At 67.0% G+C, this 19,615-nt stretch carries 13 protein-coding genes and 2 tRNA genes; 5 read left to right on the plus strand and 10 right to left on the minus strand.

Annotated features, from left to right (window positions below):
* The first annotated feature begins 7 nt into the window (after positions 1 to 7).
* Positions 8 to 892 carry an anti-sigma factor gene (locus LDO15_RS15575; RefSeq protein WP_223979973.1) on the plus strand — a complete coding sequence of 295 codons (885 nt, stop codon included), beginning with the start codon at positions 8 to 10 and terminating at the stop codon, positions 890 to 892.
* A 116-nt stretch (positions 893 to 1,008) separates the two neighbouring features.
* On the opposite strand, the gene LDO15_RS15580 is transcribed toward LDO15_RS15575, so the two are convergent.
* The 6 genes from LDO15_RS15580 to LDO15_RS15605 all read right to left on the minus strand — a co-directional run bounded on the left by LDO15_RS15580 (position 1,009) and on the right by LDO15_RS15605 (position 7,652).
* Positions 1,009 to 2,412 carry a gluconate:H+ symporter gene (locus LDO15_RS15580; RefSeq protein ID WP_223987448.1) on the minus strand — a complete coding sequence of 468 codons (1,404 nt, stop codon included), beginning with the start codon at positions 2,410 to 2,412 and terminating at the stop codon, positions 1,009 to 1,011.
* A 44-nt stretch (positions 2,413 to 2,456) separates the two neighbouring features.
* On the minus strand, positions 2,457 to 2,987 hold the full coding sequence (locus LDO15_RS15585) for a gluconokinase (RefSeq protein WP_223979975.1): 531 nt from the start codon (positions 2,985 to 2,987) through the stop codon (positions 2,457 to 2,459).
* Positions 2,988 to 3,062: 75 nt separating this feature from the next.
* Positions 3,063 to 3,842 carry a PIG-L deacetylase family protein gene (locus LDO15_RS15590; protein WP_223979976.1) on the minus strand — a complete coding sequence of 260 codons (780 nt, stop codon included), beginning with the start codon at positions 3,840 to 3,842 and terminating at the stop codon, positions 3,063 to 3,065.
* A 3-nt stretch (positions 3,843 to 3,845) separates the two neighbouring features.
* A complete protein-coding gene (locus tag LDO15_RS15595) occupies positions 3,846 to 4,799 on the minus strand; it encodes an electron transfer flavoprotein subunit alpha/FixB family protein (protein ID WP_223979977.1) in 954 nt (317 codons plus the stop codon).
* 15 nt (positions 4,800 to 4,814) lie between these two features.
* Positions 4,815 to 5,615: an electron transfer flavoprotein subunit beta/FixA family protein gene (locus tag LDO15_RS15600; protein ID WP_223987450.1), complete on the minus strand. Its 801-nt coding sequence runs from the start codon at positions 5,613 to 5,615 to the stop codon at positions 4,815 to 4,817.
* 309 nt (positions 5,616 to 5,924) lie between these two features.
* Positions 5,925 to 7,652: a trypsin-like peptidase domain-containing protein gene (locus LDO15_RS15605; protein WP_223979978.1), complete on the minus strand. Its 1,728-nt coding sequence runs from the start codon at positions 7,650 to 7,652 to the stop codon at positions 5,925 to 5,927.
* A gap of 307 nt (positions 7,653 to 7,959) precedes the next feature.
* Here LDO15_RS15605 and LDO15_RS15610 point away from each other — a divergent pair, with 307 nt between their 5' ends.
* The 3 genes from LDO15_RS15610 (at position 7,960) to LDO15_RS15620 (ending at position 12,646) form a co-directional block, all read left to right on the plus strand.
* Positions 7,960 to 10,011 carry a TPM domain-containing protein gene (locus LDO15_RS15610; RefSeq protein WP_223979979.1) on the plus strand — a complete coding sequence of 684 codons (2,052 nt, stop codon included), beginning with the start codon at positions 7,960 to 7,962 and terminating at the stop codon, positions 10,009 to 10,011.
* A gap of 169 nt (positions 10,012 to 10,180) precedes the next feature.
* Positions 10,181 to 10,972, plus strand: a complete 792-nt coding sequence (locus LDO15_RS15615; protein WP_223979980.1) for a PspA/IM30 family protein — start codon at positions 10,181 to 10,183, stop codon at positions 10,970 to 10,972.
* Between the two features lie 249 nt (positions 10,973 to 11,221).
* Positions 11,222 to 12,646 (plus strand): deoxyribodipyrimidine photo-lyase, encoded by a 1,425-nt coding sequence (locus LDO15_RS15620; protein WP_223979981.1) that lies wholly within the window; start codon positions 11,222 to 11,224, stop codon positions 12,644 to 12,646.
* 99 nt (positions 12,647 to 12,745) lie between these two features.
* On the opposite strand, the gene LDO15_RS15625 is transcribed toward LDO15_RS15620, so the two are convergent.
* The 4 genes from LDO15_RS15625 to LDO15_RS15640 all read right to left on the minus strand — a co-directional run bounded on the left by LDO15_RS15625 (position 12,746) and on the right by LDO15_RS15640 (position 17,791).
* Positions 12,746 to 12,819: transfer RNA gene (locus LDO15_RS15625), tRNA-Met, on the minus strand.
* Positions 12,820 to 13,077: 258 nt separating this feature from the next.
* Positions 13,078 to 13,151 (minus strand) — tRNA-Met (locus LDO15_RS15630).
* 268 nt (positions 13,152 to 13,419) lie between these two features.
* Positions 13,420 to 16,428, minus strand: a complete 3,009-nt coding sequence (locus tag LDO15_RS15635) for a UPF0182 family protein (protein WP_223979982.1) — start codon at positions 16,426 to 16,428, stop codon at positions 13,420 to 13,422.
* 214 nt (positions 16,429 to 16,642) lie between these two features.
* Positions 16,643 to 17,791 carry a S16 family serine protease gene (locus LDO15_RS15640; protein ID WP_223979983.1) on the minus strand — a complete coding sequence of 383 codons (1,149 nt, stop codon included), beginning with the start codon at positions 17,789 to 17,791 and terminating at the stop codon, positions 16,643 to 16,645.
* A 296-nt stretch (positions 17,792 to 18,087) separates the two neighbouring features.
* Here LDO15_RS15640 and LDO15_RS15645 point away from each other — a divergent pair, with 296 nt between their 5' ends.
* Positions 18,088 to 19,545 carry a zinc-dependent metalloprotease gene (locus LDO15_RS15645; RefSeq protein WP_223979985.1) on the plus strand — a complete coding sequence of 486 codons (1,458 nt, stop codon included), beginning with the start codon at positions 18,088 to 18,090 and terminating at the stop codon, positions 19,543 to 19,545.
* Positions 19,546 to 19,615: the final 70 nt, after the last annotated feature.

Genomic DNA, 19,615 nt, shown 5'->3' on the forward strand with positions numbered 1-19,615 from the left:
GACTGACATGAACGCGCATGACAACAACCGCCTCCCCGGCGGCTTCACAGCAGACATCCCCACAGACCTGGCCTCCGGCCGCATCGTGGACCTTGCCGAGATTTACGCCCTCAACGCGGTGGACGACGCCGAACGGGCCGCCATCGAGCACTTCCTCGCCTCTGCACCTGGCGCAGACCGGGATGCCTTCAACGACCGCGTCCGGCAGGCCCGGGAGACTCTGGCCGCCAGCTTCACCGCGGAGGAGGAACCCCCGGCCGGCCTGCTGGACCGGATCATGTCCTCGCTGCCGGCGCAGGCGGCGGGGCGTTCGCCCGCCGTCGCACCCCTCCCGGATGCCGCGCCGCGGCTGACGCCCGTCACGCCGCACCCGGTACGCGACACCACGGAACTGCCCGTTACTGACGAGCTCGGCGCCGCCCGCAAGCGCAGGGACGAACGCCGCCGCCCGCAGGGCATGCGGAACTGGCTTGTCGGCGTCGCGGCTGCGGCCGTGATCGCCCTTGGCGGTGTGGGAGTCGGCGCGTATGTGGCGAACCAGAACGATCCGCTGAACCAGGTCATGCAGGCCAGCGACGTCCGGCAGGCCACCGTCGACGTCAACGGAGGCGGCACCGCCACCGTGTCGATTTCCCCGTCCAAGGACGCCGCCGTCGTCAAGATGAACGGTGTCCCGGCTCCGCCGGCCGGCAAGGTCTACCAGATGTGGCTGATCCCCAAGGACGGATCGGCTCCGGTATCGCAGGGCCTCATGGACGCCGAAGCCCTCTCCAAGCCGGCCGTCGTCAAGGGCATCGGCTCCGCCGCCGCCCTGGGCATCACGGTCGAACCCGCAGGCGGGTCCACGTCACCAACCCTGCCGACCGTCGCCGCCGCGCCTCTGGGCGCCTAGGCACCCGCAGGACCCGCAGCCGGCAAAACCAGAGAAGCCGCCCGGTCCCTGATTTCCTCCGGAGGAGGAGTCAGGGACCGGGCGGCTTCCTGCGTTGAGCCCGGTGTTGGACGCGGCTAAATCACGAGCGAGAGCAGCATGACCAGGCCGAAGCTCACCACGGAGATCAGCGTTTCCATGACGGACCAGGTTTTGAACGTCTGTCCCACCGTCAGTCCGAACAGCTCCTTGACGAGCCAGAAGCCGGCATCGTTCACGTGCGAGAAGAACAGCGAGCCGGCGCCGATGGCGAGGGCCAGCAGCGCGGCGTGGGTCGGCGTCAGCGAACTGGCGAGTGGAGCCACGATGCCGGCGGCCGTCACGGTGGCGACCGTGGCCGAGCCTGTTGCCAGGCGCAGGGCGACGGCCACGATGAAGCCGAGCAGCAGGACGGACATGTTGGTCCCCTCGGCCCAGGCCTTCACGGAGTCCCCGACGCCGGCGCCAATGAGCGTCTGCTTGAAGCCGCCGCCGGCGCCGACGATCAGGAGGATCCCGGCGATCGGGCCGAGGCTGGCCGCGATCTTGCTCGTGATCTTGCTGCCGTTGAGGCCCACGGCGTAGCCGAAGCTCACCATGGCCAGCAGGACCGCCAGGGTCATCGCAACAAGCGGCTGCCCGACGAAGTCGAAGAACGTCCGGATGGCCGGGGCCGTCTTGGGGTCGGGCCAGATGATGTCCATGACGGCTTTGAGCAGCATGAGCACCACGGGGAAGAGGATGGTCAACAGCGTGACGATGAAGCTCGGCGGACGCTTGACGCCCTCCATGTCCGCGCCGTGCACGGTGTCGACGCCGCCGGCGACGGCGGGGGCGCCGACGGGCACCCACCGGGCTGCCAGGCGGGAGAAGAGCGGGCCGCAGATGATCACCGTGGGGATGGCGACGAGGATGCCGAGGGCCAGCGTGGTGCCCAGTTCAGCCTTGACGGCGCTGATCGCGATCAGCGGTCCCGGGTGCGGCGGCACGAGTCCGTGCAGCACGGACAGGCCGGCCAGCGCCGGGATGGCGATGCGCATGAGCGGCATCTTGGAGCGCTGCGTGACGAGGACGATCACGGGCAGCAGCAGGACGAGCCCGATCTCGAAGAACATCGGCAGGCCGATGATTACCGCGACGAGGGTGATGGACCAGACCAGCTTGTTTCCGGTGGCTTTGGCCAGGAGGGTGTCGACCACCCGGTTGGCGCCGCCGGAGTCAGCCAGCAGCTTGCCCAGCATCGCGCCGAGTGCGACCAGCAGGCCGACTTCCTTCAGGACCCCTCCCACACCGTCCTCGAAGTTGGCGATCACCTTGGCCGGCTCCACGCCGGCGGCGAGGCCGACGAAACCGGAGCCCAGAATCAGGGCCAGGAAGGGGTGGAACTTGAACTTGGCGATCAGCACCACGAGCAGGGCGATGCCCAGGCCAGCGATGATCAGTAGTTGGGTGTTGACGCCGGACACGGCGTCAACGGCAGCCGGAAGCTGCGTTGCTATCAGAGATTTCACAAAATTCCTTGGTGGGCTGTGGAACGCGGGCAGGCTCAGGGCCTGGCGTCGGCAGCGTCGAGATGAAGCCGGGTGATGACTTCCTGTGCCTCTTCCGCCGGCGATGCGGAGACGGACAGGGCAATGAAGTTCTCGTCCTCGGTGGGCGCCTCGAGGGCCTCGAACTGGGACTCGAGCAGGGCCGGAGGCATGAAGTGCCCGTGGCGGGAAGCCAGCCGGTCCGAGATCTTGTCCTGTGAACCCTCAAGGAACACAAAGACCACTCCTTCGCCGCGCAGGATGTCTCGGTAGCGCTTCTTCAGCGCCGAACAGGTCACGACGCCGGGAGTCCCGGCCTCTGTATGGGCCCGGATCCAGTCGGCGATGCTTTCCAGCCAGGGCCACCGATCCTCGTCGGTCAGCGGCTGGCCTGCTTGCATCTTGGCCACATTCGCTTCGGGGTGCAGGTCGTCGCCCTCGGCCAGATCCCAGCCCAGCCTGCCGGCCAGCAGTCCAGCGACAGTTGATTTGCCGGATCCGGAGACGCCCATGATCACAAGAACGGGGTGTTGCGCAGTCTTCGCCATCAAAGTCTGCCTTCCATCAAATAAATATGATTTAAACAGAGGCCAGCATATGGCAGAGGTGGTGCTGCGGCAACACTAGAACCCGGCGATGGTCCCCGGGCCGTTGACTGTTACGACGTGGAAGGCCTCGGCGCTGCGTCCGGCAGGGAGCCCGGCGCGCGCGCCGGTGCTGAGCATGAGGCCGCGGACCGTACGCTCCATGGCGTCGACGTCGGGGTGCTGGCTGACGTGGATGTGGACGGCGGCAAGCTTGCTTTCGACGTGTTCCGTGACGTCCACGAAGTGGTTTTCGCGCTCTTCCGGCCCGGCGAAAAGCCACAGCCACGGCAGCTTGTAGGCGTCCAACCCGGACTCGGCCAGCTCCGGGTACGCGAAGGGGTTTTCCAGTGCGGGATACACGGCACGGGTCACGGCTTCCCCCACGGCCAGGTGATCCGGGTGGCTCTTCTGGATCCGGTTCCAGTTGCGCTCCGGATGCATGGACAGCACGACGTCGGGCCGGAGCTGCCGGATCAGGCGCACCACCTCGCGCATCACCTCATGCGAGGGCTCAAGGTAGCCGTCGCGCTGGTGCAGGTAATGGATGTCCGTGACGCCCACCAGGGCGGCGGCGCGCTGCTGCTCCGCCATGCGCAGACGCACGATTTCGTCGCGCTGCGCGGGATCGAAGCCGCCGGCGTCGCCGTCGGTCATGATGCAGTAGCTGACCGCGACGCCCGCGGCAGTCCAGGCCGCAATCGTGCCGGCGGCGCCGAAATCGATGTCGTCGGGGTGGGCCGTGAAACAAAGCACCCGCTCGACCCGGGACATTTCCGGATCGAACGGGCTTTGCGCCGGAACGGCGTTGGGGCTCATGGGTCAGCCTTTGCGCTTCTTGATTTCGGCCGTCGCCTGCGGCAGGACCTGGAACAGGTCACCTACGATGCCGAAGTCCGCGATCTCGAAAATCGGCGATTCTGCGTCCTTGTTCACGGCGACGATCACCTTGGCGGTCTGCATGCCGGCCTTCTGCTGGATGGCACCGGAAATGCCGGCAGAGATGTAGAGCTGCGGCGACACTGTCTTGCCGGTCTGGCCCACCTGTGCGTCGTGGCCGATCCAGCCGGCGTCCGTGGCGGCCCGCGAGGCGCCGATGGCCGCGCCGAGGGCGTCGGCGAGTTCCTCCAGCGGACCAAAGTTGCCGTCCACGCCGCGGCCGCCGGCCACGACGATCCGGGCCTCGGCCAGATCCGGGCGTCCGCTGGCGGGTTTTTCGTTTCGCGCCGTGACCCGGGCGGAGGCAGCGGTGGCGTCGGCCGGAAGCTGCACCGTGACGCTTTCCGGCGCCGTAGCGGACGCCGCGGGCTCGGGGGTGATGCTGTTGGACTTCACGGTCAGGACGGAAACGGGCGTGGTGGCCTTCGCAGTGGTCGTGTAGGACCCGGCCAGTACCGACTTGTGGGCCGTTCCGTCAGCATCCACGGCCACGACGTCGGTGATGACGCCCGCGCCCAGACGGATGCCGAGCCGGGCGGCGATTTCCTTGCCCTCGGCCGAATTCTCGGCCATGACGACGTCCGCTCCGGCCGCGTCAACGGCCGCGGCCAGGAATGCCGCTTTGGGTCCGACAAGGTAGGCGTCGAGGTCTGCGGCGGACGGGACGTACAGCGCCTCGGCGCCGTACGCCGCCAGGGCCGCCGCGGCTGCGTCGTGCAGTTCGCCGTTGACGGCGGCCACGGTCTCGCCGAGGGAACGGGCGATCGTGAGCAGTTCCAGGCTCGACTTCTTCAGCGCCTGACCGGGGTTGTCAATGAAAACGAGTACTTTTGCCATGTTCGGATATCCCCTTTAGAGCAGCTTCTGGGCGGCCAGGAACTCGACCAGCTGGATGCCGGCGTCGCCGTCGTCGGTGATGATGGTGCCGGCGGTGCGCGGCGGACGGGCCTCGGCGGTCTCGACGACGGTCCAGGAACCGGATGTGCCCACATGGGCCGGGTCGACGCCGATGTCGGCAAGGCTCAAGGTGGTGATCGTCTTCTTCTTCGCCGCCATGATCCCCTTGAAGTTAGGGTACCGGGGGTCATTGATCTGGTCGGTGACCGAGACGACGGCGGGCAGTTCAGCCTCAATGGTGTCCGCGTGCGTGTCGCCGTCGCGGCGGGCGGTGAGCTTGCCGCCGTCGAGCTCCAGCGACGCGGCAAAAGTTACCTGCGGAAGCCCCAGCCGCTCCGCGAGCTGGGCCGGGACCAGGGAGGTCTCGCCGTCCGTGGAGGCCATGCCGGTGAGAATCAGGTCCGCGGGCGTGTCCGCGCCGAGGTGGCGGATCGCGGCGGCGAGTGCCAGGGACGTGGCCGCGGCATCGGAACCGGCGAGGGCTTCGTCGCTGAGGTGCACGCCTTCCGTGGCGCCGATCTGGAGGGACTTCTTCACCGCATTGACGGCCCCGGCCGGCCCCATGCTCAGGGCGATGACCTTGTTGCCGGCCGCTTCTCCGCCGCGGGCCTCGATCAGTTGCAGTGCCGCTTCGAGGGCGTATTCATCCAGTTCGGACAGGATGCTTTCGGAGCGGTCAACCGTGTTGGCTTCGCCAGTGAGGTGGCGGTCGAACTGCGCATCCGGGACGTGCTTGACCAGCACAATGATCTTCAGGGTTTCTTCCACTGTGTCTACAGCAGCCTTCCATGCGGGTGGATAGCCGCCCCTGGCGGGGTCATGGCAACGGAACGCCCGGCAGCCGGGCTGTTCCTAGCTAACCATATAGCCGCCAGGCGGCGCGGCCTGGGTTAACGCCTGTGTCAGGAGCGCCTCCGGCTCTGCGGCCATCCCCTGCTGCGCTGCGCCGCCGCCTTACCCGCCGCGCTACCCCGCCGCCGTACCAAGCGCCCGGGCACGGCAAAGGCCGGGAAGCACCGTCAGGTGCCGCCCGGCCCTACTGCACTGCGTTTACCGCACTGCCTCCTACTGCTCGGCAGCAGTGCCGAGGGTCACATCCAGGTCCTTCTGCTGGCCGCCGCGCAGGACCGTCACCTTGACCGTGGCTCCGGCGGGCTGTTCGCGCACCGCAGCGGTCAGCTGGTTGGGATCGCTGATGGTCAGGTTCTGGAACTTCGTCACGACGTCGCCCACCTTGACACCGGCCTTGTCAGCCGCCGAGCCCGGCTCGACGGTCGCAACCTCCGCGCCCACGGAGAAGCCGGAGGAGGACGAGCCTGCGGCTTTGGCCTTCACGCTGACGCCGAACTGCCCGTGCGTGGCCTTTCCGCTGCTGATGATCTCCTGGGCTACGCGCTTGGCGTTGTTGATCGGGATGCTGAAGCCCACGCCGATGTTGCCGCTGCTGCTGCCGCTGGACGAGTCGCCGCCGGCGGAGGCGATCGCGACGTTGACGCCGATGATCTCGCCCTTGGTGTTCACCAGCGCGCCGCCGGAGTTGCCCGGGTTGATGGCCGCGTCGGTCTGGATGACGTTGATCGAGATGGAGCCCTGGTCCGCGGTGCTCGGGGTCTGGCCGCCGCCCGGAGGCGCGAACTGGAAGCCCTGGTCACCGCCCTGGGAGTTATCCGCACCGTCCTTCGGGGCAGCCGAGGACGCCACGCTGATGGTCCGGTTCAACGTGGAGACGATGCCGTCGGTGACCGTGCCCGTGAGTCCCAGCGGCGAGCCGATGGCGACGGCGGTGTCGCCGACGTTCAGCTTGCCCGAGTCACCCAGTGTGGCCGGGACCAGCCCCGAGGGGTTGTCGATCTTGATCACGGCGAGATCGGAGAGCGGATCGGTGCCGACGATCTTCGCGGAGTACACCTTGCCCTCGCTGGTCCGGACTTCCATCGTGGCGTTCGCGGCCTTGCCGTCGAGCGTGACCACGTGGGTGTTCGTGAGCACGTGGCCCTCGGCGTCAAGGATGATCCCGCTGCCGGTTCCGCCGTCGCTGCCGCTGGTTGCCTTGATGGTCACAACGCTGGGGGAAGCCTTGAGGGCGGCCGCCGTGATGGCGTTGACGTCTTCCCTGTTGTTGACGATCACCGGGCCCGCCTGGGTGGTGCTGCTTGTGGCGGTGGAGGAACGGTCCGCCAGCAGCGCGTTGCTGCCCGCCACCACGCCGCCGCCGATCAGGCCGGCCGCCAAGATGCTCGCCACGAGGGTCGGCACGCCGAAGGCCGCCTTGCGCTTGGGGGCGTGCGCCGGGTCGGTGGCGAAGCTCTGGCCGGAACCATAGGGACCCGACGGCGGCTGGCCGCCGGAGTGGGCAGCATAGGGGGCGTAGCCATACGGGGACTGGCCGGACTGATGTTGGGCGGGCTGGCCCTGTCCGTGTCCCTGACCCTGCTGGGAGGGTGCGCCGTAGGGGCCCGAGGGCTGGGCCGGGGCCCCGAACTGCTGGGTGTCCGCGTGCTGGGGCTGGGCCCCGAACTGCTGGGTGTCCGCGGCAGGGTACTGGGACTGGGGGTGCTGGGCTTGGGGGTGCTGGGCTTGGGAAGGCTGCTGCTGCGGGTACACCGGACGCGGTGCGCCGTCCTCGGCGCGCTCCATGCGGAGGGTCTGGTTCTCGGGTGCCGGGCTTCCAGGTGCCGCCTCAGGGGCGCGGACTGCATGCGGCTGCTCCGGGGCGCCCTCCTGCGGTCCCGCGGGTCCCCGGTTCTGTTGTGTCGGCTCCGGTGACGCACCCGGCACTGGGTTCTCAGTCATAAGACTTCCTTTCATCCTCGTCTGCCTATAACTATGGACGCTCAGACTGATACTAGAGCGGACATTTGCTGGGAGGTTCCTGAACGGATAGACAACGGCCTGCGGACCGGTGCGTGGTGTTTGCTTGGTCGTTTAAGCGCTTTTCGCTGGTGGCATATTCCCGTAGGTGGACTGCCATTTGGGTGCACCATAGAATCAAATGGAATTGCCACAGCGACCTGCGGCTTTACATCTGCGTGGGGGCGCTGCTGCATTCTGTGACGGCTGGTTCGACCGAACCGGTCGCAGAAGTGCTGAAGGGTTGCACATGCGGTCTAAGTTGAATCGTTTCCTCGCCGTCCTTGGCGTGGCCGGACTGCTGGCGCTCCCCGCCGCTCCCGCCCTGGCCGAAGACCCGGTAACCATCCCGTCCGGGCAGAACATCGTGGACAGCGCGAACGTGCTCGGCAGCCGCAAGGCCGAAGTCCAGGACGCCATCCAAAAGCTCCTGAAGGACCACAAATACAACCTGTACGTCATCACGGCAAAGACGTTCGAGAACCCTACGGACCCCGCAGCATGGGCGGTGGCCGTGGCGACGAACAAGGGCATGGGCAAAGCCGACGTCATCCTCACCATGTCCGACGACGGCAAGTACTACTTCTCCCCTGCCAAGGCCAGCGCCATCTACTCCAAGACCTCCAACATCACACAGAACGCCATAGTTCCGAACCTGGCCGGCGGAAAGCGCGACTTCGCGCAGGCGGCCATTGATACCGCCGCCGCGGTGGGCGACGCGGCGGGCGGCGGCAGCGGCACCGTGCCGTCCGAGGCCGGAGCCGGCAGTGCAGTCCTCGTCGGCGTCGGCGTCGTCGCCGTGGGCGGGGCGGGAGCGTACCTGTACTTCCGCAACCGGCGGAAGAAGGCAGCCCAAGGTGCAGGAACGTCCAACGGGACGCAAGGCGCCCAGCCGGACCCGCTGGCGGGCCTCACCGTGACGGAACTGCGCCGTAAGAGCGATTCGCTGCTGATTGAGGCCGACGACGCTATCAAGTCCAGTGAGCAGGAACTTGGCTTCGCCCAGGCCCAATACGGTGACTCCGCGGTGGGTAATTTCACCAAGGCGCTGGCGGAGGCCAAGGGCCACATGACGGAGTCGTTCAAGCTGCAGCAGCAGCTCGACGACCACATTCCCGACACCGAGGAGCAGCAGCGCAGCTGGCTCGGCGAAATCATTCGCCGCTCCGAGGCTGCCCTTGCCTCACTGCAGGAGCAGAAGGCCGACTTCGATTCCCTCCGGGAGCTGGAGAAGAACGCGCCGCAGGCTCTCGCCGCAGTCGGCGCCGGAGCAGCGGAGGCCGAGGCAAAGATTGCCAGCGCCGAACAGTCACTGACCGATCTGCGTGCCAAGTACGCCGAGAGCGCCCTGGTCCAGGTTGCTGACAACATCAACCAGGCCAAGGACCGCCTGGACTTCGTGCAGAACGCCTCGGCCACGGCGAGGGAGAAGCTCGCCGCAGGCGAAAACAGCCTCGCCGCCGTCGCGGTGCGCGCTGCGGAGGAAAGCCTGCACCAGACGAACGTGCTGATCGGCGCTATCACTAAGACGGCCGAAAGCCTCGGCGAGGCGCGCAGCGGGTTGGAGTCCGCCGTCGTCGACACCGCCCAGGACCTGGCCCAGGCGAAGGCGATGATCCAGTCCGGCGCCCATCCGGAGCTCTCCGGCCCGGTGGCCGCGGTGGAAGCCGCGCTGGCACAGGTCAAGGCGGAAATCCAGGGCGGCAAGATCGATCCCATGGCCACACTGGAACGGGTGGCCACGGCGCACCAGACCCTCGACCAGGCACTCAGCGGCATCCGGGACCAGCAGGAACAGGCGCGCCGCGCCCAGGCGTCGCTGCAGCAGAGCATCATGTCGGCCCAGGCCCAGATCAGCGCGACGTCGGACTACATCACCGCACGCCGCGGCGGCGTGGGCACCGAAGCGCGCACACGCCTGGCTGAGGCCCAGCGGAACCTGGACTATGCGCTCTCCATCTCCCGCGCCGACCCCGTCACCGCGCTGCAGTACGCTCAGCAGGCCCATGCCCTGGCGGCACAGGCCGCGCAGCTGGCCCAGTCCGACGTTGACCATTTCGGTGGCTACGAAAACCAGGGCTACGGCCGCGGCGGGATGTTCGGCGGCAGCGGCGGAGGCGGCCTCGGCGGCGCGATCCTCGGCGGAATCCTCATCAACTCCATCCTCCACGGCGGAGGCGGCGGCTGGGGTGGCGGCGGAGGCGGCTGGGGCGGCGGCGGCGACTCCGGCGGCGGCTGGGGCGGCGGCGGCGACTTTGGCGGCGGCGGTGACTTCGGCGGCGGCGACTCCGGCAGTTTCTAAGCAGCCGGGCCTTCCAACCCGCCGGGCCCCTGGGCCGCACGGGAACACGCCGCACAGGAACACAACAGACTACGCGCCGGCCGGAACGGACCGGGACAGCGGATAGAAGCGACACATCATCTGTTCACTGGATTCAGTGAGACAACTGAGCAGGACGAAAGGTAACACCATGGTTAAGCAGTCCATTTTCGGCCGCATGGCGCAGCTGGCGAAGGCCAACATCAACTCGTTGCTGGACCAGGCCGAGGATCCGCAGAAGATGCTGGACCAGATGGTCCGCGACTACACGAACAACATCGCGGAGGCTGAGTCCGCCGTGGCCCAGACCATCGGCAACCTGCGCATGCTCCAGGACGACTACAACGAAGACATCAAGAACGCCCAGGACTGGGGCAACAAGGCCCTCGCCGCCTCCCGGAAGGCCGACGAATACCGTGCCCGGGGCGACGTCGGGGACGCGGAGAAGTTCGACAATCTGGCTAAGGTTGCGCTGCAGCGCCAGATCGCCTCGGAGAACGAGGCCAAGGCCGCCGAGCCGAGCATCGCGTCCCAGACCGAGGTGGTGGACAAGCTCAAGCACGGCCTGGACCAGATGAAGGGCAAGCTCAACGAACTGACCAGCAAGCGGAACGAGCTGGTGGCCCGGTCCAAGACCGTGCAGGCCCAGAGCCAGGTCCACGACGCCCTCAAGAGCATCAACATTATGGACCCCACGTCCGAGGTTGGCCGTTTCGAAGAGAAGATCCGCCGCGAGGAAGCCAAGGTCCGCGGCCAGCAGGAGCTCGCCGCCTCAAGCCTGGACGCGCAGTTCAATTCCCTGGAAGACCTGGGCGAACAGACCGAGATCGAGGCCCGGCTGGCCGCGATGAAGTCCGGAGGCTCCCCCGCGGCCATCGGCACCGGCGACCGTGCTGCTGCGACCGGCTCCACGGTGGACGAAGCCGACTTCGACAAGCTCTAACCTGCCTGCCCGGCGCCTTACGCCGGAGGCAGGACCGGACGCACAGTCCGGACTCGTTTTCCGGCCGGAGGCTAGGATGCACGGGCCGGGTTCCGCCGGGCGGGTCTGAAACATCAGGTTCGCCCGCCGGGGCCCGGCCCTTGTTGTGCCCCGCCCGCTATGAACCGAGCCGGCCCGCCCGGGCTCTGCCGTGTTGGTTGCCCGGTCTGATTGTCCCGGGCGTACGGCCCCCGCGTGTACCGTGGATCCATGTCTGCGACCCTTGTCTGGCTCCGCGACGACCTCCGGCTGGATGACAATCCTGCACTGACCGAGGCCGCCGCCCTGGGCACACCCCTGACCGTTGTCTATGTCCTCGACGAGCAATCGCCCGGCATCCGGCCCTTGGGCGGCGCCGTGAAGTGGTGGCTCCACCATTCCCTCGCAGGGCTCGCCGCTGCGCTGGAGACCGCCGGCTCACGGCTGGTGCTCCGCCGCGGCCCGGCCGCCCGGATCATCCAGGACCTCGCCGCGGAAACCGCTGCCGACACCCTGCTGTGGAACCGACGCTATGGCGAACCTGAGCGCACCGTCGACGCCGGCCTGAAGAACTGGGCCACCGCCGAGGGCCTCAGCGCGACGAGCTTCCAGGCGAACCTCATGTTTGAGCCCTGGACCGTGCGGACCGGCAGCGGAGGCCCCTACAAGGTCTTCACGCCCTTCTGGAAAGCGTGCCTGGCCGGCACCGAGCCCCGGCAGCCGCTGGCGGCCCCGGACCGGCTACCGGCCCCTGCGCACACCCGTGACGGAACCCTTCCCTCAAGCGAAGCAATAGAGAGCTGGGCACTGCTCCCCCACAATCCCGACTGGAGCACGGGGCTGGCCGAGACATGGACGCCGGGAGAAGCCGGCGCCCACAGCCGCCTGGCGGATTTCGTGGACGGGCCGGCCGCGGAATACGGCACCGGGCGCGACATCCCCGGCGTCGAAGGTACCAGCAGGCTTTCCCCCCATCTGCGCTTTGGGGAAATCAGCCCCTTCCGGATCTGGCACACGCTGCGGGAACACTTTGCGCCGGGGGCACCGGCCGACGTCGGGATCTTCCGTTCCGAACTCGGCTGGCGGGAATTCTGCTGGCAGCTGCTCTACGAGAACCCGGATCTGGCGACGCAGAACTACCGGCCCGAGTTCGACCGCTTCGAGTGGCAGCCGCCGTCGGGCTCCGAGCTTGATGCCTGGCAGCAGGGCCGTACGGGCTATCCGCTGGTAGATGCGGGCATGCGCCAGCTCTGGCAGACCGGCTGGATGCACAACCGCGTGCGGATGGCCGCGGCGTCCTTTCTGGTGAAGAACCTGCTGGCCGACTGGCGGCTGGGCGAGGCGTGGTTCTGGGACACGCTGGTGGACGCCGATGCCGCGAGCAACCCGGCCAACTGGCAGTGGGTCGCGGGGTCGGGCGCCGACGCCTCGCCGTATTTCCGGATTTTCAATCCGGTCACGCAGAGCAAGAAGTTCGACGCCGCCGGCCGCTACTTGCGCGAGTACATTCCTGAGCTCGCGGCGCTGGACGACAAGGCGGTTCACGAGCCTTGGAAGGCCGACGGCGCCGCCCCCGGCTACCCGGCACCCATTGTGGACCTTGCCGAGTCCAGGGCCGTTGCCCTGGCCACCTACCAGCGCCTGAAGGACGGCTGAGGGGCTGGTCCGGGCAGCCAACCCGGACGTCCCCGGCGTCCCGGCGGACAAAGCAAAAGGTCCGGAACACTGTTTCCAGTGTTCCGGACCTTTTCTCGGTTGCGGGGACAGGATTTGAACCTGTGACCTCTGGGTTATGAGCCCAGCGAGCTACCGAACTGCTCCACCCCGCGTCGCAAGAACAACTCTACCCTAGTTTCAGAGCCGCATTGACCACCGGCCGTTTACTCAGAGAAAACCTCCGGGGTACCCCGGCAACTGGCGCCTGAATCGACCCGCGCTTCAGTGCCCGTCCTGTCCTAATATCCCCGCGTTGCCCACACACAACCCACGTATTGTCCTATAACCCCTACAACCCCGAATCCCGGGCCTCACGGGGTTAAAGCAAAAGGTCCGGAACACTGTTTCCAGTGTTCCGGACCTTTTCTCAGTTGCGGGGACAGGATTTGAACCTGTGACCTCTGGGTTATGAGCCCAGCGAGCTACCGAACTGCTCCACCCCGCGTCGCAAGAACAACTCTACCCGCCGGTGAACTTGAGGCCAAATCGAGGTGACGTGATGTGCATCTCGCGGCCCTCGGGCCTCCCCTCGGGCCCCGAAGGGGGACGTCGGGGCACGAAGAGGCGGAGCGGACCAAGGGGCCCGACAGCACCGTCCGGGGCACCGGCCCGGCACGCCACAGGCCGGGCTCGCACCTCCGTGGAGGGCAAGCCCGGCCTGTGTCTTCTCGAAGTCGGCCTGCGGCCGGTCCTGTGTGGGTCCTGCAGCAGAGTTAGCTGCCGGCTGATGCTGACGGCGTCGCCGACGGGGTGGCGGACGGCGACGGCGAGGCAGTGCTTGCAGGTGCCGCCGTCGTTTCCAGCTTCGCTTCGGCGTCGAGCGCCTTCTGCAATGCCGCCGCCAGCTTCTTCTGCTGGTCACCGTAGGTCGCGAAGTCGCCCTTTGCGAGGGCGTCCTGGCCGGCCTTGATCGCCGCGTTGGCCTCATCGAGCGCGGCTTTCAGTTCCGCCTTCGCGTCCGTGGTTCCGGGAGGGGATCCCCCTGGTGTCGTGGGGGTGGACGGCGTTTGTCCCTTGTTCGCCGAGTCCCCTGCCGAGGCTCCCGAATTTCCGCCGAACAACTGGTTCAGTGCCTCGTCCAGCGTGGGCGCGAACCCGATCTTGTCGCCGAAGGCCACCAGGACCCGCTGCAGCGTCGGGTAGGAGGTTTCACCCGTGGAGCGCAGATAGACGGGCTGGACATAGGCCATGCCGCCGCCCACGGGCAGCGTCAGCAGGTTGCCGTTGAGCACCGCCGACGCACCCTGGCGCAGGAGGTTGAGGGCCTGCGAAACGGTGGGGTCGGAGTTGAACTTGTTCTGCGCCTGGCCGGGGCCGGGGACCTGGGTCTCCGGCGGGATTTGCAGCAGCCTGAGCTGGCCGTAGCTGTCCGCCTTGACGCCCTTCTGGTTGCCTGCATCGGAGTCCGCGGCCAGGAAGCCGTAGAGCACGTTGCGGGCGTTGCCGTTGACCACCTGCGGGATGAACGAAGAGGTCAGCTGGAACGCCGGCTTGTCCTGATCGGGCATCTTGAGCGACATGTAGTACGGCGGCTGTTTGACGTCGTCCTTGACGGTGGGGTCGTTAGGAACGGACCACGCGTCAATGTTGGTGTAGAAGCTGTCGGGATTGGTCACGTGGTAGCGGCCCAGAAGCTCGCGCTGAACCTTGAACAGGTCCTCCGGGTACCGCACATGGCTCATGAGCGCACCGGACATCTCGGAATACGGCTTCACCGACGTCGGGAAGATCTTCTGCCAGGCCTTCAGCACCGGGTCCTGGTCGTCCCACGCGTACAGCGTCACGGAGCCGTCGTAAGCATCCACGGTGGCCTTGACCGAGTTACGGATGTAGTTCACCGAGCTGTTGGGCAGGGCCACTGTGCGGTTGGCGACGGTCTGCGAGTCGGCCGTGGCGGCGGAGAGCTGTTCCTGCTGGGAGTACGGGAAGTACGGGCTCGTGGTGTACCCGTCCACGATCCACTTCACCCGGCCGTCGACGACGGCGGGATAGGGGTTGCCGTCCACCGTCAGGTACGGTGCTACCTTCTCGACGCGGTCCCGCGGGTTGCGGTCGTAAAGGATCTGGGACTCGGCGTTCACACCGTCGGAAAGCAGCAGGTCCGAGGACTGGAACTTGATCGCATAGAGAATCTTGTTGAAGAAACTGCCCACATTCGGACCGCCGTTGCCGGTAAAGGTGTACTGCGTTTCGCCGTCGCCTTCCTTGGCCGCGGGCCGGTCCTGCTCGCGGTGCGGCGCGCCGTCCGGGGCGCCCACGATCGAGTAGTCGGGCGAGTTCTGGCCGAAGTAGACGCGGGGCTGGTACGTCGAATCATTGCCGAGCACGCCGGTGGACGGGATGCCCGCCTGCAGGAATTCCGGCTTGCCGTCGACGGTGAACTTGTTGCCCTTGGCCGCGACAACGCCATAGCCGTGCGTGTAGACCACGTGCCGGTTCAGCCAGGACTGCTGGTTCGTGGCCAGTCCGTCCGGGTTCAGTTCACGGACGGCGATGACCGTGTCCTGGATCTTGCCGTTGATCTCGTAGCGGTCCACGTTCAGGGCGCTGGGGAACTGGTAGTAAGGCCGGTACTGCTCCAGCTGCGAGAACGCATCCGAGATCAGGTTCGGGTCCAGCAGACGGATGTTGGCGGTGGTCTGCGCATCGGGGGCCAGCGCGCCGGTCGTGGCGTTGGTGGTGGCGTTGTACCGCTTTTCCTGGACCTTATCCAGGCCGTAGGCGGCCCGGGTCATGGCGATGTTCCGCTTGATGTATTCGTTCTCGAGCGTCTGCTCCGAGGGCCGGACCTGGAACTGCTGGATGACCCACGGGTAGACCCCGCCGGCCAGGATGGCCGTGATGATGAGCATGGCGGTGCCGATCACCGGGAGCCGCCACTTGCCGATCACCGCGGCGATGATGAACAGCACGGCCACGATGGCCGCGGCCACGGCCAGGATGGCCTTGGTCGGGATGACGGCGTTCACGTCCGTGTACAGCGCACCGGCCCAACGTCCGCCGTTGTTCTGGACCGTGGAATACCGGTCCAGCCAGAAATTGATGCCCAGCAGCAGCAGGAAGGCAGCGCCCGTGACAGCCAGGTGGATCTGCGCGGCGCGGCTGGTGAAGATCCCGCGTTCCATGATCCGGATACTGCCGTAGAGGTAGTGGGTGAGGATGCCGGCAAGTCCCGCGACCACCGTGACGCTGATGAGGAACCCGGTGACGAAGCCGAGGAAGGGAAGGGTCATCAGGTAGAAGCTGATGTCCAGGTTGAACTGCGGATCGTTCTGGCCGAAGGGCTCCTGGTTCAGGAAGAGCAGGACTTTCTGCCACTGGCTCGCCGCGGCGCTGCCGGCGAACAGGCCGAAGAGGATGGGGAGGCCCACCATCACGACGCGCCGGATTGGTTCGAGCTGGACCTGGTACCGGTTCAGGTTGTCCCGGATTTCCGAGTCGGGGGCATAGACCGGCCGGGCGTGGTACGCGATCCGGATGGCGAAGAAGACGGCGGCAAACATGATGGCGAAACCGGTCAGGAAGATCGCGATCCTGGCCAGGTTCTCGGTCATGAACACTTCGAAGAAGCCCAGTTGCTGGTACCAGAGGACATCCGTCCACACATTGGCGAAGAAGATGAATCCGACCACGATCAGGGCCACGATGATCAGCGTCGGCGTCAGGGCGCCGCGTCGTGTCTGGGGTCTTCCGGGCGGGACAGTGCTGGCGGGACGGGACAAACTCGGTACCTCATAGCTGGTCGTCTACTGCTGGTTTTTAGTTATTGGTCGCTGCTGCGACTCAGTCCTGCGACTAAGTGCCGGTGTAGCAGGGTTGATGCATTCTAACGGCCGCCGCTGCCGCTCCGTCAGGGTCCTACAGCATGCCCCGGCGGGACGGCGGCGGCCGTCATTAGTGCCACGAGTGAGGCCGGCGCTTAGTTCCGCGGCCAGTCTAGTTGCTGGTGCAGACGGGGAGGCCGGATGTGTCGCCGCCTGACGCGGCCAGTTCAACCGCTTTTCGTGCCTCGGTCAGGTTCTCCACCCTGACGACCTGCAGGCCGTCGGGAACGTGGCCCACGACGTCGTCGCAATTGGCCGCCGGTGCCAGGAACATCGTGGCCCCGCCGGACCTGGCCCCCTGCATCTTCTGGGCGATCCCGCCGATGGGCCCTACGGCGCCGTCCGGGGTGATGGTTCCGGTCCCGGCGATGTGCTTGCCCCCGGTCAGGTCCCCGGGCGTGACGGTATCGATGATGCCCAGGGCGAACATCATGCCCGCGCTGGGGCCTCCCACCTTGTCGAGGGAGATCTTGACGTCAAACGGGAAGGTGAATTTGTACTGCAGCAGGACGCCGAGGATGTAGCGGCCGGCGCTGTTCTTGGCCGGAGTGATCGCGACGGGCACCTGGCTGCCGGCGCGTTCCACGATGACTTTGACGGGCTTGCCGTTGCCGGCGGCCAGTTCCGTCTGGACGACACCGAGGGCCGTGATGGGCTTGTCGTTAATCGAGACCAGAACGTCGCCTGTTTCCAGCAGACCCTTCGAGGCGGAGTCGTCCGGGAGGCCGGCCACCTGCATTTTCTGTTCGAACGGAATCTTGAGTTCCTTCAGTGCCGAGGCGACGGCGTTCTCCTGGGAGGTGGTCATCGCGGTGGCGCTCTCCTGCTGTGACTGTTCCTTGGTCACGCCGGTGGGGAACAGCAGTTCCTGCGGGTAGACGGCCTTGGTCCCGTTGAGCCACGCCGAAAACGCCTCGAACACGCTGACTGGACCGTTCGGGCCGCCGTCGACATAGACGGTGGTCAGGTCCAGATTGCCCTTGGCGGGGAACGTCTCGTGGCCGGTCACACTGATGACCGGTTTGCCGTTGTCCTCGCCAATGGTGTTGAAGGTAGGTCCGGGAGACTCGACCACGTAGGGCACCGGGAGGCTCACCGCGGTGAGCCCCAGGGCCAAGGTCAGCAGCCCCGAGACCAGCATGGCTGACGACCGGTTGCCGCGCTTGTGCGGTACGCCGGCACCTGCCGCTCGCGACCTCCTGCCCCGGACCGGGCCGGCCGCCGGGTCGCTGGCGGGCTGTTCACCTTGGGTGACTGTCATTGAACGACCTCTCCGTGCCGGCGCGAGGGGCGGCGGCACCTGACAGGATTCGCCGAAAGGCAACCCCGTCACGACAAGCCTGCCAGGACATCCTGACAGGATGCCGTGACCACGCACTTGGGCCGCAGCCTACCCGAGGCTGCCGCATGCAAATATTCCAACTTCCAACAGTACGCGCTTGCTACCCCGGAGTGCTCTTTGCCTACAGCGAACGTGCCGCGGTTTCGGCAGACAGCCACTCTCGCCGGGGGGTACCGTGAAGTTGAGAAGCAGCCACACCGACGATCGGCGGGATCATGACCTCCAACCCACTCAATCCGTCCAATGGCGACGAGGAACCCAAGGATCCCTTGGCCGAAATGCTCAAGAACCTGATGGGCGGCCAGGGCATGGGCAATATCGACCCCGCCGAACTCGCCAAGGCCGCGGGACTGCCGGACGATCCCAATCTCCTGGCCCAGATGTTCTCCCAGGTGCAGGCGATGATGAGCGCCCCGACGGAGGGGCCCGTCAATTGGCAACTGGCGCACGAGAACGCCCGGCGGGTGGCGGCCAGCGGGTCCGACCCCTCGGTCACCGCACAACAGTCGCGTGAGGTCGACGAGGCCCTGCGGCTGGCCGAACTCTGGCTGGACCAGGTCACGGGGCTTCCGGCCACGGGACTGATCGGCCGGGCATGGTCCCGTGCCGAATGGGTCGAGGAAACCCTCGGCACGTGGAAGCGGTTGACCGAGCCGGTGGCCAACAGCATTGCCAACGCGCTTTCCGCCGCCATGACCGAGCAGATGCCCGAGGAAATGAAGGCGATGATGGGCGGCGCCTCCTCGATGATCCAGAACATGGGCGGGGCGATTTTCGGCATGCAGCTCGGCCAGGCGATCGGCGCGCTCTCGGCCGAAGTGGTCAGCTCCACGGACATCGGGGTGCCCCTGGCAGACCTCGAAATGGCGCTCCTGCCGGCCAATGTGGCGAAATTCGGTGAGGGCCTCAGCCTGCCGGAAAATGACATCCGCCTGTTCCTCGCGGTGCGCGAGGCCGCCCACGCCCGCCTCTTCGTCCAGGTCCCCTGGCTCCGCGGACACCTGCTCAGCGCGATCGAGGCCTATGCCCGCGGCATCCACATCGATACGTCCAAGATCGAAGAACTTGCCCGGGAGATCGATCCCAGCAACCCCGAGGGCATCCAGGAGGCGCTCTCGCAGGGTGTCTTCATGCCGCAGCGCACGCCTGCGCAGGAGCAGGCCCTCGAAAAGCTGGAGACGGCCCTGGCTCTGGTGGAGGGCTGGGTGGACGAACTCACCTGGGGCGCCACCGAGAAGCTGCTCCCCTCCGCCGCCGCACTGCGCGAGACCGTACGGCGCCGCCGGGCCACCGGGGGGCCCGCGGAGCACGCGTTCTCCTCCCTTGTGGGACTCGAACTGCGGCCGCGCCGGCTCCGCGAGGCCGCCACGCTGTGGGCCTCGCTCAAGGACGAGCGTGGCATTGAGGGCCGCGATGCCGTCTGGCAGCATCCTGATCTGCTGCCCACGGCAGAGGACCTGGACGATCCGCAGGGCTTCACTGAACGCCGGAAGCTTGCCGAAGCCAGCGACAGCGAGGTCGATGACGCCCTGCAGAAGCTTCTCAGCGGCGGCTTCGACGAGCAAGCCGACGCCGGTACGGAGGACTCAGGCTCCGGCCAGGAACCGCCGGCGGACAACGACGACGACCGTGAGGACGGCGGGCCGGAAGAGGGCGGCAGCCCCAAGGCTTAGTGTCCGGGCGCCTGGTGTCTGGGCCCTTGGCGCCTGGCGCCTGACACTTCCGTCGGCCGCAGCGCCAGAC

The organism is Arthrobacter sp. NicSoilB8 (assembly GCF_019977355.1).
Lineage (GTDB): Bacteria > Actinomycetota > Actinomycetes > Actinomycetales > Micrococcaceae > Arthrobacter.